The organism is Algibacter luteus, assembly GCF_030344935.1.
Taxonomy (GTDB): domain Bacteria; phylum Bacteroidota; class Bacteroidia; order Flavobacteriales; family Flavobacteriaceae; genus Arenitalea; species Arenitalea lutea.
On the sequence record NZ_CP128313.1, the window covers coordinates 1,724,664 to 1,741,518 of the forward strand.

Here is a 16,855-nt window from a genome sequence, read left to right on the forward strand (position 1 = left end):
CTTTTAACTTGTAAAAGGCTTTTTTTATTATTAATATTTCATCAATACCAATTATAACTCAAATATGAAAATTTATTTTTACTTCCTTACCGTATTTATTCTCTGTTTCTCTTGTTCTGAAACTAAAAAGAATACAACCAATTTAGTTAAAACAAATCAAGAATTGTATGACGCTATCAAAAATGCATCGCCAGGTACAGAAATTGTTTTAAACAATGGCGTTTGGAACGATGTAGAAATTAAATTTAGAGGTCAAGGTACGAAAGATCAGCCTATAATTTTAAAAGCAGAAACTGCTGGTAAAGTAAGTATTGAAGGTAAATCATATTTAAAATTTGGAGGTCAATTTTTAATTGTTGAAGGTTTACATTTTAAAAATGGTTATTCACCTTCTGGAGCTGTTGTCGATTTTAAAATTAACGACGAAGAAATTGCCAATAAATGCACATTAACTAATTGTGTTATTGAAGATTTTAACAAGCTAAAACGAGATGATACCGATTTGTGGGTTAATTTCTGGGGAAGACATAATGTGTTAAGCAACTGTTACATCGCAGGAAAAACCAATCGTGGTCCTACGGTTCGTGTGAATCTTGAAGGTATTGAAAGTATAAACAATTATCATCAAATAGTTAATAATCATTTCGGACCAAGACCTGTGAAAGGAGGTCCAAGCGGAGAAACTATTCAAATTGGTAATAGTTATACATCTATGGCGCCTTGTTACACTATGGTAGCTAACAATTTGTTTGAAGCTTGTAATGGTGAAGTGGAAATTATTTCTAGTAAAACTAATTTTAATGAATTTAGAAATAACGTTTTTTATAAGAGTGAAGGCTCCTTAGTAACGCGTCATGGAAATTACTGCACCATTGATGGAAATTATTTTATTGGAGATTCTGAAAATGAAAACATTGGAGGTATACGTATAATAAACACCGGGCATTGGGTAATAAATAACTATTTCTTTAATTTAAAAGGAAAAAGCTTTAGGAGTCCGCTTGCTGTTATGAATGGAATTCCAAAATCTCCACAAAACAGATATAATCAAGTTACCGATGTAGTTGTAGCATATAATACGTATGTAAATTGTGCATCACCTTGGCAATTTGGAGTTGGAACAAACATTGATCAGGCTGATGTTTTACCACTATCTGAAATACGATCTGCAAGAGCGGTTAGAACTACAGTTGCCAATAATATTATTTATAATGAAAAAGGAATTGATGCTATTGTGATTGAAAATGATAAAGCAGATGGTGTCACTTTTAAAAATAATATAGTTGATAATCAAGGAGTAGCATTTAAAGACTTTGATGGTGGCATAAAAGAAGTATCTTTAGAATTAAAAACGATATCTGAAAATATTCAACTTCCGGTAGGAATTCCAAAGGATTTAGAACCTTATATGGGTTTCGATTTTAATACTATTGAAAAAGATTTGTTTGGTAATTCTAGAAAAGAAAACAATAGTATTGGAGCTGTTGTAGGAGTAGATATTGCAAACCCTAATATTTTAGATAAAACTAAATATGGAACCTCATGGTATTCAAACGTGGTTGAACCACGCGAACCAATTACTCACAATGTTTCAAATGCCAATGAGTTACAAGAAAAAATTAACGGGGCGAGTAATGGCGACATTATTGCATTGAGTAGTGAAGTTTATAACCTTCAGAATTCAATAGAAATTAATAAAACAATTACTATTCAAGCAAAAGACAAGACTAAAGTGCAGTTAAATTATACTGGAGCTGCAGAAACACCATTGTTTGCATTAAATCCTAAAGGAAAATTAACGGTTAATAATTTAGTTTTAAAAGGAAATAATTCAAATTTTGCTTTTGCAAGTTTAAAAGAAAATATGTCTAATCATTTTGGTTTAACAGTTTCCAATGTTGAAATCAGTGATTTTAACTATGTTTTAAAAGTGTATAAAGAATCTTTTGCAGAACGTATTACTTTTGAGGGTACATCAATTTCCGATTGTGAAAACGGGATTGAATTATCAGAAGAAAAGAATGATAAAGGTGATTATAATACCGAATATTTAACGATAAACAACTGTAATTTCAATAATGTTAAAGCCAATGTTATAGATTATTACAGAGGAGGCTACGATGAGTCTACTATTGGTGGAAATCTTTTAATTTCAAATAGCACATTTGCTAACTGTGGTGCCAAAGAAAAAAATAAAAGGTTACTCAATCATACAGGAATTGTTAATGTAAACATTACTAATAATGTGTTTAAAAACAATGCAGTAAACTTTGTTTCAGTATTATGGGGCGCTAAAAATAACAAGGAGTCTAACAATACTTTAAGTAATTCTGGTGAAATAAAGACTGAAGAAAATTTAGAAATGAAGTTGATGTATTAAGAGATATCTTAACAAATGACCTGAACTGTTGTAAAGCTCAAAAAACACGAAGTTGTTTTTTTAACAACTTAACTTTTGTTAACTTAATAAAATATCGTATTTTTGGTAAACCAAACTGGTAAACCAATTGATATTAAGCAATTAACTTCCTTATAATTAACAAATTATAGTTAATGTGAGTAAGTTCTGAGTATAATTTTTAACAATTAATATGACTTCAAAAATTCGAATCTTGCTATTAGGTGTTTTAATTGCAGTTTTTTCTTGTAATGAAAAAAACGCTGATAATAATAGTTCTCAAGACAACAATCTAGGGCATCCAAGTTTGATTTTGACCAAACAAGGAGTTAAAGAAATTCGCGCAAATTTAGGAAGTATTCCGATTTTTGATGAAACTTTAGCGCTTACCCAAGAAGAGATTGATGCTGAGATTGAAAAGGGTTTTGATGTGCCATTACCTAAAGATTATTCTGGAGGTTATACGCACGAAACACACAAAAAAAATTATGTGTTAATGCAAAAAGCAGGTGTGTTATATCAAATTCTTAATAATGAGAAGTACGCGAATTTTGTAAAAGACATGTTGTTTGAGTATGCTAAACAATATCCAACATGGCCTATTCATCCAAAACCACGCTCTTACTCTCGAGGAAAAGTATTTTGGCAATGTTTAAATGATTCTAATTGGTTGGTATATACAAGTCAGGCTTATGATTGTATTTACGATTTTTTAACTGAAGATGAACGAAATACTTTAGAAACCGATTTGTTTAGACCTTTTGCAGATTATATTTCCAAAGAAAACCCTCAGTTTTTTAATAGAGTTCATAATCACAGTACATGGGGTAACGCTGCTGTTGGTATGATTGCTTTAGCAATGGATGATGACAGTTTGTTGCAAAGGGCATTGTATGGCTATAAAGAGGCTAAAATAGATCCTAATTTAAAAGATAATGACGGCGGTTATATTAATAGAGAAGGTGATATGGGATTTTATGCAAATCTTGAAGAGCCGTTTTCTCCAGACGGTTATTTTACCGAAGGACCATACTATCAAAGGTATGCGTCTTATCCGTTTTTAATTTTTGCCCAAGCACTTCAAAATAAAAAACCAGAATTAAAAGTTTTGCAACATAAAGATGGTGTACTACTTAAAAGTGTTTCTGCTTTAATAAATCTGTCGGATGCCGATGGAGAGTTCTTTTTATTGAATGATGCACAAAAGGGGATGTCTTACAGAAATGCGTCGTTAGTTTCTGCGGTAGATATTGCTTATCATTTTGGTGGCAACAATCCAGAATTATTAAGTATAGCAAAAAAACAAGGAAAGGTGGCGCTTGACGATGCAGGTTTAGCTGTGGCTTTAGGTTTGAAAGCAGGAAAGGAAAAACCATTTAATAAAAAATCTATTGAATTATCAGATGGTGCCAATGGCAATCAAGGTGCAGTTGGAATTTTACGAAGTGAAGGTTTAGAGTTGGTTTTTAAATATACGGCACACGGATTAAGTCATGGACATTACGATAAATTATCGTTTGCCTTATTTGAAGATGGTGATGAGGTGGTACAAGATTACGGTATGAGTCGTTTTGTAAATATTGAACAAAAAGGTGGTGGAAACTATTTAAAAGAGAATACAACTTGGGCTAAACAGACTGTTGCGCATAATACTTTAGTGCAAAATGAAACTTCTCAATTTCAAGGAAAGTATGACATAGGTAGTAAACATCATTCTAATAAGTATATATTTAGTGTTAACGATAGTGTGCAAGTTGCAAGCGCGAAAGAAGACAACGCTTATCCAGGAACTAAAATTCAAAGAACATTCGTAACAATAAAAGATAAAGGATATGATAAGCCTTATGTGTTGGATATCATGCGGGTATCTTCTGCAACTTCAAATCATTACGATGTGCCATTCTACTTTTTAGGACATATCATGCAAACCAATTTTGAGTATACGAAACTAAATACTCCGCAAATTTTGGGTAAATCGCATGGATATCAGCATCTATATAAAGAGGCTTCTGCTTTGGTTAATGAAGGCAATGTAAAATTGAATTGGTTGTTGAATAATAAATTTTACTCATATACTGCAATTTGTTCAAATAACGATGAAGTTATTATTGGAAGAATAGGAGCTAACGATCCAGAATACAATTTGCGTAATGAACAAACATTAATTTTAAGAAAGAAAAATGCGAAAGATGCATTATATGTATCTACTATAGAATCTCACGGAACCTACAATCCTGTTACTGAGTTAGCTTTAAATGCTTATAGTAATATTGATGAAATTAAGGTGGTACATAACTCAAAAGCGTATACAGCTGTTAGTATAAAAACAAATAATGGTAAAACCAATGTCTTTATCCTATCAAATGAAAACAGTGAAAAAGAAGCAGAACATAAATTAACAATAAACAATAAAGTGTATTCATGGGTAGGTCCTTATACATTTACAGAAAATCAATAAACTATAAATTATGAATAGATTCAGTGAAAAGTACATCATCACAAAAGATATGGAATGGGAAGTACTTGGTGGCGGCGTATCAAGAAAGTTCCTAGGTTACGATAACCAAATCATGATGGTAAAAGTAAAATTTGAAAAAGGTGCATTAGGTTCTCCTCATCAACATTTTCATACGCAAGCAACCTATTGTGTTTCAGGAAAATTTGAATTTGAAATTGATGGCGTAAAGCAAATCGTAGAAGCAGGCGATGGGGTTTATATCGAGCCTAATTTATTGCATAGTGCAGTATGCTTAGAAGAAGGGATGCTAATTGATACATTTAGTCCTGTAAGAGAAGATTTCTTAAGTGGTGGCGGAGTGTCTTATTTTGGAGATAAAGAGGCTTAAAAAAGAAACTTTAATTCCTAATAAATGAAGAATAATTGCCGTAGTCAGATTATAAATATCAGAATTAATTGGTTTTCATAAAAATTTAACATAAATTTGGTAAACCACTTTGGGCAACCAATTGATTTTTTGAAATTTAAAATAGATTCTTTCATATTAACTATATTAAGTAATTGAGATAGGTTGTTACTCTTAAAATCTAAATTTATTTTTTGAATGAAATAAAGTAGTAAGTATAAAACTAAAACTTTCGTTAAACAAAACAAGCTAATAATGAATATAAAAACTAAACTAACTTTAATAGCATTATTGTTCTTCAATATGATGTTATTCGCGCAAAGCGAAATAGTTATACAAGGTGTAGTAACTGCCAAGTCAGACGGTATTCCTATACCAGGTGTTAATGTTATAGTCGTAGGAACAATCAATGGAACAACAACAGATTTTGATGGAAATTACGTAATAAAAGCTCAAAAGAATGATGTACTTCAGTTCTCATATGTAGGTTACACCTCTAAAACAGTAATTGTTGGTGAACAAAAAACAATTAATGTTTCGCTTCTTGAGGATGTTGCTCAGTTAGATGAGATTGTAGTAGTAGCTTATGGGGACCAAAAAGAAAAGACTATTACCAGTGCATTAACTAAAATAGACAGTAAAGATATTGAAGATATTTCGGTATCTCGTGTTGAAGACGCATTAAGAGGTAAAGTTGCTGGTTTAAGAATTCAAACTGTTGCTTCTGAAGCGGGTGGTGATCCAAAAATAACTTTAAGAGGCCCTGGTTCTATTACAGGAGAATCTGCACCATTAATAGTTGTAGATGGAATAATATTAGGTACTGATGCTGATATTTTAGGATCTATAGATAATAATAATATTGAATCTATAAGTGTATTAAAAGATGCTTCTTCGGTTGCAATCTATGGATCACGTGGTGCAAATGGTGTAATTTTAGTTACACTTAAAAAAGGTGTTGTTGGAAAAACAAGATTTTCATATAATACGTTTACAGGTTATAGATTTTCTAATAAAAATGACAATTTTAATACTTCTATTGCAGATGAAAGGTTAAGATTAGATGGTTTACAAAGTATAGTAAATGGCATTCCTACAGACAGTCAAAATTACGATAGAGTTATAAGCGATTATAACTCAGCATACGCTGAATTAGAAGCGATGGACTTTTTAGCATCTTTAGGAGATGGTGAAAAGAATTGGCAAGACGAAATTTTTGTTGGAGGTACTATAGAGAGTCATTCATTAGCTGTAAGAGGTGGTACAGAATTAACAAGTTACTCTGCATCATTAGGTTATGTTAAAGACGAGGGTATCGCTTTGATAGATAACTTTAATAAATATAATGCAAGAATTAAAGTTGATAGTAAATCAAAAAATAAGAAGATTAAATATGGCGCTAATATTCGGGTAAACTATTATGACCAAGATAAATTGCCTTCAAGATTTACTGACCCTTTAAGACAATATGGGCATTTACCACTTCATATAACAGAAGATCATTTACCTTATGTAACACCGTTTTCAACAGACATAGGTGTATCTACAGACGCAGGTAAATTATTTGAAAACTTAGGTGTTGGTAGTTACGGATTTTCTAGAGCATTCGATCATACATTTACTGTAGACCCGAATAACCCAAGAAATATTCTAAGAGACGCGAATGGTTTGCCAATAGCAAGTGGTTTAACATCAGGAGGTTTAACGCTTTCTACAACAAAAAACGTACATCCTTTAGTACACTTTTTAGAAAGATCTAGAACTAAAAAGAAATTAAGTTTAAATGTGTCTTCTTACATAGATGTTAATTTAGCTAAAGGACTAAATTTTAGACAAACTATTTCAGGTGTTTTTAGACATAACAAATCAAATGAAGCAGATTATTTATATGGTCAAGAAAATAGAGACCAAGAATCTTATAGGTTAGAAAGAAGAGATGAATTAAATCAATTTACTTTCGAATCATTATTAAAATACAATACAAGTTTTAAAAAACATAACTTTAATTCTATATTAGGTTTTGAATTTATGAATAGTGAAAATTTTAGACAAGACTCTGAAGCTGTTGGATATACAAACGATTTTACAAATAATATAGCCTTAGCAGATGCAGGAACAACCTTTACTGATAATGCGTCTGAAAAGCTAGTATCTTATTTTGGTAGGATAGATTATAATTATAATGAGAAATACCTTTTACAGTTATCTGCTCGTACAGATGGTAGTACTAGATTTGGTTCAAATTCTAGATGGGGATTCTTTCCAGCCGGTTCTGTGGGTTGGATAGTTTCAAACGAAGACTTTTTATCTTCAAGCGATGTAGTAACTTTTTTAAAGTTCAGAGCTAGTTATGGTATTTCTGGTTCAAACGAAATTTCAAGAAATATATATGAGTCACTTTATAGATCTCAAGAAACCTATAGTACAATTGGTTACAACGGAGATTTAGGTGTTAAAGCAATAACACTTCAAAACAGCAATTTAGGATGGGAAAAATTAATAGAATTTAACCCAGGTTTAGATGTAAGTTTTGGTAGAGGTCTTGTAGGTTTATCTTTAGATTATTATACAAGAACAAGTGATGATTTAATTCTATTTGCCCCAGAAGCAGCAGTTTACGGTGCGGATAATTGGTTACAAAACCTGGGAGAAGTTAAAAATGAAGGTGTAGAAGTAGAGCTAAACTCAAGACTTATTTCAAACGAAAAATTTAGATGGTCTGTTGGAGGTCAATTCTCATTAAACAGAAATGAAGTAGTTAGTTTAGGAAGCAATGAACAAATTATTTCTAGAATAGATCAAGATACAAGACCAACTGAATTTATAGCAAGAGTAGGTCAGCCAATTACTTCTTTTTATGGTTGGGTATACGATAAAGAAATACCGTTAGAATGGGTAGATAATCCTTTTAATAGATTTAATAACGATTTTGCAAGGGTTTATGTAAAAGATTTAAATAACGATGGAATTATTGATGATGAAGATAGAACAGAATTAGGAAATCCTTACCCTGATTTTACATGGGGATTCAATTCAGATTTCACGTTATCTAATTTCGATTTTTCTTTTCAGTTGGAGGGTTCACACGGAGCAGAGGTTAGAGTTGCAGACTTAGACCAGTTGTATTATGCAAGTGAGTCAGCAGTTAACCCAGTTTCAAACTTCCCAGATTATGATTTAACAGTTCATAGAAGATTTACTAATGATCATATACAAGACGCATCATATGTAACATTAAGAAATATAACTTTAGGATTTAAAGTGCCAGAAACATTTACATCTAAAATTAATATTACTTCTTTAAGATTATATATAACAGGGGAAAACTTATTATACTTTACCGCTGCAGATTATGAAGGTTTCAATCCTGAAGCGCAAGGTCAAACTTCAAATAACGCCAATACGCCATTAACTGCAGGTTATCAAAGAGGTGACGGGCCAATAGTACGTACAATATCAGCTGGACTTAATTTACAATTTTAATTTATTATGAAAAGAATATTTAAAAATTTAATAGTATGTTTCTCTTTCATTGCTTTATTTACAAGTTGTGAAGAAGAATTAGATCTTACTAACCCTACTGCACTTACGTTAGAGGAGTTATTACAGACAAACGATGGATTCGAGTTATTAGCAAACGGTGTTTTAGATGCATATCAAAAAGTACCAGCTAACGAATTTTTATTAACCGAGTTACGTTCAGATAACAGTAGGGCAAACTCAGCTAATGGTAACCTACCAGATATAAGTGCCTATATAGTAGATCCAAACAATGGAGATGTAGCTACCTATTATTCTAACAACATGCATACTATTAAGCATGCAAATACGATTATAGAAAATAGGTTTTTAGCGCCAGAAAGTCAACAGTACACCGTAGGTGAAGCTTATTTTATGCGAGCATTATGCCATTTTAATTTAGTTAGAGCATATCAAAATGTACCTTTTATAGATAAAGTTTTAGACGTTAATGTAAATGAAGCTAATGATTATCCACAATTATCAGAGGCAGAAGTTTACGCAAAAATCATAGACGATTTTAAAACATCAATAGCCTATTTAAATGGTGAAACATTAAATAGATATCGCCCATCGGAGGGAGCAGCAATTATATTTGCAGCTAAGGCCTATTTAAGTCAGCCAACACCTAATTACGAAGAAGCAGAATTGCTTTTAGCATCTGTAGTAGAAAATAATGATAGTTATGGCTTTGACTTATTATATACAGAACGTGAACCTGGAGCAACTGATGCTGAACATTTTTTCAATTTAGTATTAGATTTTGGAAATGTACTTGGCAATGAGTTTATAGGTGAATTATCAGATAATGATGGAACGCCAGATGGAACTTGGACAAATAATTCTGGTTTAGAAATTAATAATGAAGTTATTTTTTCAATTGCTTACGATTTAGTAAATAGTGATAATTATACAACTAGTGATAGTGGTTTAGATGACCAAGTAGAAACAGATTCAGAATCACACAGTTTCGCAATGACATTACAAGGAGGTTCAAATGGTGTAAATTTAGCAACAGTAAGTCTTTTAGAAGTAATGACACCAGAGTTACAACCAGTTCGATTTTATGGAACAATAAATACTAATGAGTACAATACTTTCCTTTCAAATGTTACTGCAGATGTTTTTAACAACAAATTCCCAACAGATGGTGAAATTGGAGATAACGATTGGGTAGTATTAAGATACGCCGACGTATTATTGTTATATGCAGAAGCAATTTTAGCCGGAGGAAATAGTACAACAGATACTAGAGCAATAGAAGCATTTAATCAAGTAAGGCTTAGAGCGGGATTAGAAGAAGTAGCTAGTTTAACAAAAGCAGAACTGTTAGAAGAAAGAAGACTTGAATTTGTTTACGAAAATCAAAGATTATACGATTTAATAAGATTTGGTGAGGCAGATAATGTATTACAAGAATTTTCTAATGTTAATAGTTTAACTTATAATCCAGATAAAAAATATCTTCCATTTCCACAGAGAGAAATAGATAATTCACCTGGTTTATACACTCAAAATAGTGGATACTAAAAAAAGCAAAATTATGAAAAGATACTTATCAAATATAAAATGGATTGCATTAGTGACTTTTGTCTCTTTAGCATCATGTATTAGTGACGATTTAGCAGGTGTGGGAGATTTAGAAGATATAACAGGACCAACACCATTTTACAATTTCTCAGAAATAACTACATCTGAATTTGATTGTGAAGACATAGAATTATGGGCGAAATATGAATTTAATTTTCAAGCAGGTTCAAATTTAGCAGTTAATGGAACTATGTATGACTGGGTAGTTTTAGATAGTGACGGAAATCCCATTAATAATATCAATTTAGTTAACCCAGATAAAAAAATTCTAGAACTACTTATAGATGCGGAATTAGCTTCAGTAGTAGCATTAGAAGAAGATATAGCAGACATAGAATTTAAAATCCCTTGTGAGGATGATCCGGCTAAAGTTACAGTATTAGAAGCAGAATTAGTTTCACTAGAAGTTGCTTTAGCAGCAGCAGTGAGCGGCCTTTCTGATGAAGTCCTGCAAAATGTTGCCAATTTAGAAGCACAAATAGCGGCATTACCAGCAGCAACATTACAAGATCAAGAATTAATTATTGAATTTCCAGAACCTGGAATCTACAAAGTAGGTTTAACAGTAACAGATAATTTAGGTAAATCTGATTATACTGAGACTTTGATAACAGTAAACCAGGCTATACCAACAATCCCAACACCGGAAATTGCTGAACCTAGTTTTGAAGATAACAGCTTATTTGATGGAACAGGAGATGGTAGAGATTCATGGAGAGCACCAAGTAATTCTGCTTGGAGTCCTTTAGGTGGTGGTACTACTGTAATACAAATTAATACAGATACTAATCCAGTAGACCCTCCAAATTTACCTGATGGCGTACAAGCTGCAAAATTCCCAGCAGACGGAGCAAGAGTGGCATATCAAGAAATAGAAGTTACACCTGGAGCAACCTATGTGATGACATATTTTAGTGCATTTGAAGAAAATGCATTTGGCGATATGAAAGTTTCAATATTAGCGCCAACAACATCAACTTATGCCGAAGCTCAATTAGAAGAAAATATAATTGCTACTAGAACTGATACAAACGAAGGAAGAATAGATAATGTTTTTAAACAACATGCTATTACGTTTGAAGCAGGTGATAATGAGTCTGTAATAATATTTGCAACAAATTCTGGTGTAGAAAGTAGACTGGATGCTTTTGCCATTACAGTTAAACAGTAAATAAGTTTTAAAATTTAATAATATGACTTACGAAAAAAAAATAAAATACTTAGTTAGTATTTTTACATTAGTATTAACACTTTCATTAATATCATGCTATGATAGTGTTAGCGAAGATTTTGAACCCCCAACTGGTAATGTAAATAACATTCAGCCTAATACACTTTTTACAACTACTACAAGTGCTGATGATACAATGTCATTCGTATTTAGAAGTTATTCAACAGATGCTGAGTCGTATTTGTGGGATTTCGGAGATGGGAATACCTCAACAGAGGAAAATCCAAATTATACATATGAAGAAGGAGGATTATATACAGTAACTTTAACTACAATTAGTTCTGATGGTTTAGAAGCCTCAGATTCATCAGATGTAGCGCCTATTTTTCTAGATTTCAACTTCACTATAATAGATTCTGAAGTGACTTTCGAAAATTTATCGTCAGGAGCTGAGAATTTAGTCTGGGATTTTGGAGATGGTGAAAGTGTAGAGTGGAATGTAGAAGACACAGAGGATGATCCTGATTTTAGTCCTATTTATACATATAAATCGGCTGAGACTTTTGAAGCTACACTAACGGCAACAACATTTCTGGGTGTTCAGGTTTCTGTTACTAAAAATATTGAAGGATTAGTTTTATCAACAGTTCCCGATTTTTCATTTGTAGTTTCAGGCTTTACAGCAGTGTTTTCAGACGAATCAATTTTAGCGGAATCGCATAGTTGGGATTTTGGAGATGGAAGTACATCAACTGAGCAAAACCCTGTTCATATGTTTCCTGGTGAAGGTACTTACGAAGTAACATTAACCACTACAAATTTAGCTGGAGTTTCAAGAAGTATAACTAAAACAGTTCCTATAGGAGGTATTCAAGCAACATTTGCAGCTAAAGTTCTTAACAGTCAATGTAATGATCATACAAGTGTAACAGGTGATAATGCAGACGCTTGGGATATGACTCCAAATAGTACGGTTGTTGATGATGTGTTAGGAACAATTGATAGCCCATATCGAGCTATTTGGTATAACTCTGATTTAAATGCATACATAGATGCCACATATTGTACAAACGAGCAACCAGGATCTACAAGTGATGGTAACAAGTTTGGTCCACTTGCTGGAGGAGGTAGAGGAGTTAAATTAAGTAATAATTGCCGTAGACTGTATCAAGTTGTGGCGGTTGAACCTGGTGTGGAGTATACGTTTACTATAGATACACGTTCTGAAGCCGAAGGTATTAATACTGAAGTATTCATTTTAAATAATGAAATAACTACAGAGGTAGGAATTGAAGCTAATTCAGATGCGTATTTTAATATTACAAATGATTTTAATGCTACAAAGTCTTCAAGTACTAACGACACATTTACCACAACTACATTTACATTTCAAGCTTCTTCAAATATTGCGGTAATATATGTTAGAGCTTTAAATGCGATAGATAGTAGTAATGAAGTATTTATTGATAATATCAATATACTTACTCCTGGATTTGATGAAAATGGAGATCCAACTGGAGTTGATGCAACTTTTGCTGCTGAAGTACTAAATGGTGAATGTAATGATCATACAAGTGTAACAGGTGATAATGCAGACGCTTGGGATATGACTCCAAATAGTACGGTTGTTGATGATGTGTTAGGAACAATTGATAGCCCTTATAGAGCAATTTGGAATAATACTGATTTAAATGCTTACATAGATGCTACATATTGTACAAACGAGCAACCAGGATCAACAAGTGATGGGAACAAGTTTGGTCCCAAAGCTGGTGGAGGCCGAGGAGTTAAATTAAGTAATAATTGTCGTAGACTGTATCAAGTAGTGGCAGTAGAACCAGGTGTGGAGTATACTTTCACTATTGACACGCGCTCTGAAGCCGAAGGTATTAATACTGAAGTATTTATATTAAATAATGAAATAACTACAGAGGTAGGAATTGAAGCTAATTCAGATGCATATTATAATATTACAAATGATTTTAATACCACTAAGTCTTCAAGCACCAATGACACCTTTACCACAAGTTCATTTACATTTATTGCTACATCTAATATAGCTGTAATTTATGTTAGAGCATTAAATGCGATAGATAGTAGTAATGAAGTATTTATTGATAATATAGATATAATTACACCTGGATTTTAATTGATGTTTTATACAAAAATTAATCTGGTATAATTGTTGAAAATTGATTATTGAGTCCATACGTAGTAGGCTCAATAGTCAATAAATAAAAAGAGATGAGGTATTTTAAATTAAACATATTAACTATTCTTCTTGTTCTAATTTCATTTAATAATTTTTTAAATGCACAATCAGATCAAATAACACCTTCAACCACTGAAAAAGTAAAAAAGAAAAAAAAGAAGAAGAAAAAAAGGGTGAAATTACCAGACATAGATTTGAGTCATTGGAAGGTAACTTTACCAGTTAATAATGAAATGGGGAAACCATATGAAATAGAGCCGCCAGAAATATTTAATTTTGCTTCAAATGAAATTGCTAAACCATATATGTATATAGATTCTACAAAAGGGGCAATTGTTTTTCATGCAATGCCTACCGAATCTAAAACCAAAAACACAAAGTACACAAGGTCGGAACTTAGAGAACAAATGGAACCAGGAAATAATAATAAAAACTGGACATTTACACAAGGAGGGATAATGAAAGGTGAAATCCAGATGGAAGAGACCACAAGAGACTCTGGAGGAAAGTATCATAGAACTATTATAATGCAAATTCATGGACGATTAACAAATGAGCAGCGTGATTTAATAGGTGAAGACGATAATAATGCACCGCCTATCTTAAAGATATATTGGGATAACGGCAAAGTACGCGTAAAAACCAAGGTTCTTAAAAATTTAAATGCAATAGGATCTGAAATACTTCATGAAGATGCTTGGGATGACGATGAAGGGTTTAATTTTGAACAGGAAGTTGGGTTTAGAAAATTCACCCTTGAAGTGCAAGTTTCGAATGGTAAAATGGTTATTATTTTAAATGGAAATGAATACAAAGTTTATGACAGTATACATATAAGAAGATGGGGCGTTTTTGAAAATTATTTCAAAGCTGGGAATTACTTTCAATCTCGAGATGATGGTGCATATTCCAAAGTAAGGTTTTATGAATTAGAAGTAAGTCATTAATATGTGTTGTAATGTATATATTTGCCATAGACTTGTATAATTAAAATTAAAAGGTATGAAGTTAGAATCAATAGCAGTCAGTGATAACGTAGAATTACAAAACGATATAATTCGTAAAATTAAGGAGCTAATAAATTACAAAAATCTTGAGCCTGGAGATAAACTACCTTCAGAACGAATGTTGTCTGAGAAATTTGGAGTGAGTAGAGGTAATGTTAGAACCTCTATTCAAAGACTAGAATATTACGGTATTTTAGAATCTATTCCTCAAAGCGGAACCTTTGTTGCTAATATAGGAGTAGTCGCTATGAATGGAATGATTGATGATATCTTGCGTTTAAAAGATCCTGATTTTAAATCGTTGGTTGAAACTCGAATTCTATTGGAATTAAAAACGGTCAGGTTAGCAGCAATAAGACGTTCAGAAGAAGATTTAGAAAATATAAAATCGGCATTAGATGCTTATGAAAAGGTAGCTTTATCAGGAGAAGATGCAGTACAAGAAGATTTGTTGTTTCATTTAGCAATTGCAAAAGCTAGTGGTAATAGAACGATAAATGCTTTTATGTTGAGTATTACACCTCAGATTATCATCGATTTTGAAAAGTACCATGTTTGTGATAAAAGATTAGCACAAATAGGTATTGATGAACATAAAGCGATTTATAAGGCTATAAAAGAACAAAATCCAAAACTGGCTAAACAAAAAATGAAAGATCATTTTAGTGTATTATATCAATATTGCTATAATACTTAATTTAAAAAACTTTTAAAGCAGTATTTTATTTTAAAATAGTGAGTTATGGGCAGAAGGCCTATTACAATTTAATTAATAAATAAAAACATGAAGATAAAAGGATTACGATGGTGGGTAATTGGGTTAATTGCTCTAGCAACTGTTATTAATTATATAGATAGACAAGCATTGCCTGTTTTATGGCCCGATATTGCAAAAGATTTATATCCAGACAAAACTCCTGATGAACGAAAAGGAATTTATGCAATTATCTCTACAATATTTATATTTTCATATGCGTTTGGTCAAGCCATTTTTGGTAAAATTTTCGATAAATTTGGAACAAGGATTGGATTTACATTATCTATAGGATTTTGGTCCATCGCAACGGCGGTACATGCATTTGCTAAAGGCGTAGTTAGCCTTAGTATTTTTCGTTCAATTTTAGGTATTTCTGAGGCAGGAAACTGGCCGGGAGCGGCAAAGGGGAATGCCGAGTGGTTTCCGACTAAAGAAAGAGCATTTGCACAAGGACTTTTTAACTCAGGTGCAGCTATTGGCGGAATTATTGCCTTTCCTACTATTGGATTGTTATCAGTTTATTTCAACTGGCAATATATTTTTATATTGGTTGGTCTAATTGGATTGTTATGGCTTATTCCATGGTGGATATTAGTTAAATCTCCACCTTCTAAACATCCATGGATTACTGATGATGAGCGTAAATATATTTTAACAGGTCAACAAAATCAAGATAAAGATAATGATGGAGAGTTTGATGAAGGATACAATCCAACAACAAATAAAATGCTTTCTCACAAGGAAAGCTGGGGAGTTATTATTGCATCAGCTGCTTTAGATCCCATTTGGTGGTTATTTATTTTTTGGATACCAATTTATCTTAATGAAGTATATGGTATGGACGTAAAATCAATTGGTTTTTATGCTTGGGTACCTTACGTCGGTGCCATGATTGGAGCGTGGTTTGGAGGGCTTTTAGCACAGAATCGTATAAAAGCAGGTTGGACCGTTAATAGAACACGAAAGTTTGTAATCACTCTAGGGTGTCTTATTATGTTACCAACATTAATTGCAATGGCGAACCCTGGAGGACCTGTTACAGCCGTTTTATTAATGGCAGTGATACTATTTGGATTTCAAACAGCGATAGGAAATGTTCAAACTTTACCAAGTGACTTATTTGGAGGAAAAACAGTTGGAACTCTTTCTGGTTTTGCTGGTATGGCAGCTAAATTGGGAGCTTTTGGATTGACTGCTTTAGTGCCTTGGCTTACATCTGGCGGTAATTATACGCCCGCATTTATTATTGGTGCAGCTTTAGCAATTATAACTATGGCAAGTGTTTGGATATTAATCCCGAAAATTGAAGCGCTGAAAAAGAACTAAAAAAATAAATA

At 32.4% G+C, this 16,855-nt stretch carries 10 protein-coding genes; all 10 read left to right on the forward strand.

The window, feature by feature from the left end; all coding sequences use genetic code 11:
* The first annotated feature begins 64 nt into the window (after window positions 1–64).
* The 10 genes from O5O44_RS07260 (at window position 65) to O5O44_RS07305 (ending at window position 16,844) form a co-directional block, all read left to right on the forward strand.
* Window positions 65–2,380, forward strand: a complete 2,316-nt coding sequence (locus tag O5O44_RS07260; RefSeq protein ID WP_289196341.1) for a chondroitinase-B domain-containing protein — start codon at window positions 65–67, stop codon at window positions 2,378–2,380.
* 211 nt (window positions 2,381–2,591) lie between these two features.
* The gene (locus O5O44_RS07265) at window positions 2,592–4,856 is read left to right on the forward strand and encodes a heparinase II/III domain-containing protein (RefSeq protein WP_289196342.1); all 2,265 of its coding nucleotides are present in this window, start codon (window positions 2,592–2,594) and stop codon (window positions 4,854–4,856) included.
* Between the two features lie 10 nt (window positions 4,857–4,866).
* Window positions 4,867–5,244 (forward strand): cupin domain-containing protein, encoded by a 378-nt coding sequence (locus O5O44_RS07270; RefSeq protein ID WP_019388866.1) that lies wholly within the window; start codon window positions 4,867–4,869, stop codon window positions 5,242–5,244.
* Between the two features lie 273 nt (window positions 5,245–5,517).
* The gene (locus O5O44_RS07275; protein WP_026010165.1) at window positions 5,518–8,745 is read left to right on the forward strand and encodes a SusC/RagA family TonB-linked outer membrane protein; all 3,228 of its coding nucleotides are present in this window, start codon (window positions 5,518–5,520) and stop codon (window positions 8,743–8,745) included.
* Between the two features lie 6 nt (window positions 8,746–8,751).
* On the forward strand, window positions 8,752–10,311 hold the full coding sequence (locus O5O44_RS07280) for a RagB/SusD family nutrient uptake outer membrane protein (protein WP_289196343.1): 1,560 nt from the start codon (window positions 8,752–8,754) through the stop codon (window positions 10,309–10,311).
* 13 nt (window positions 10,312–10,324) lie between these two features.
* The gene (locus tag O5O44_RS07285; RefSeq protein ID WP_289196344.1) at window positions 10,325–11,542 is read left to right on the forward strand and encodes a hypothetical protein; all 1,218 of its coding nucleotides are present in this window, start codon (window positions 10,325–10,327) and stop codon (window positions 11,540–11,542) included.
* Window positions 11,543–11,564: 22 nt separating this feature from the next.
* On the forward strand, window positions 11,565–13,691 hold the full coding sequence (locus O5O44_RS07290) for a PKD domain-containing protein (protein ID WP_289196345.1): 2,127 nt from the start codon (window positions 11,565–11,567) through the stop codon (window positions 13,689–13,691).
* A 95-nt stretch (window positions 13,692–13,786) separates the two neighbouring features.
* Window positions 13,787–14,701 (forward strand): polysaccharide lyase family 7 protein, encoded by a 915-nt coding sequence (locus O5O44_RS07295; protein WP_289196346.1) that lies wholly within the window; start codon window positions 13,787–13,789, stop codon window positions 14,699–14,701.
* A 55-nt stretch (window positions 14,702–14,756) separates the two neighbouring features.
* Window positions 14,757–15,458 (forward strand): FadR/GntR family transcriptional regulator, encoded by a 702-nt coding sequence (locus O5O44_RS07300; RefSeq protein ID WP_289196347.1) that lies wholly within the window; start codon window positions 14,757–14,759, stop codon window positions 15,456–15,458.
* Window positions 15,459–15,545: 87 nt separating this feature from the next.
* A complete protein-coding gene (locus O5O44_RS07305) occupies window positions 15,546–16,844 on the forward strand; it encodes an MFS transporter (protein ID WP_289196348.1) in 1,299 nt (432 codons plus the stop codon).
* Window positions 16,845–16,855: the final 11 nt, after the last annotated feature.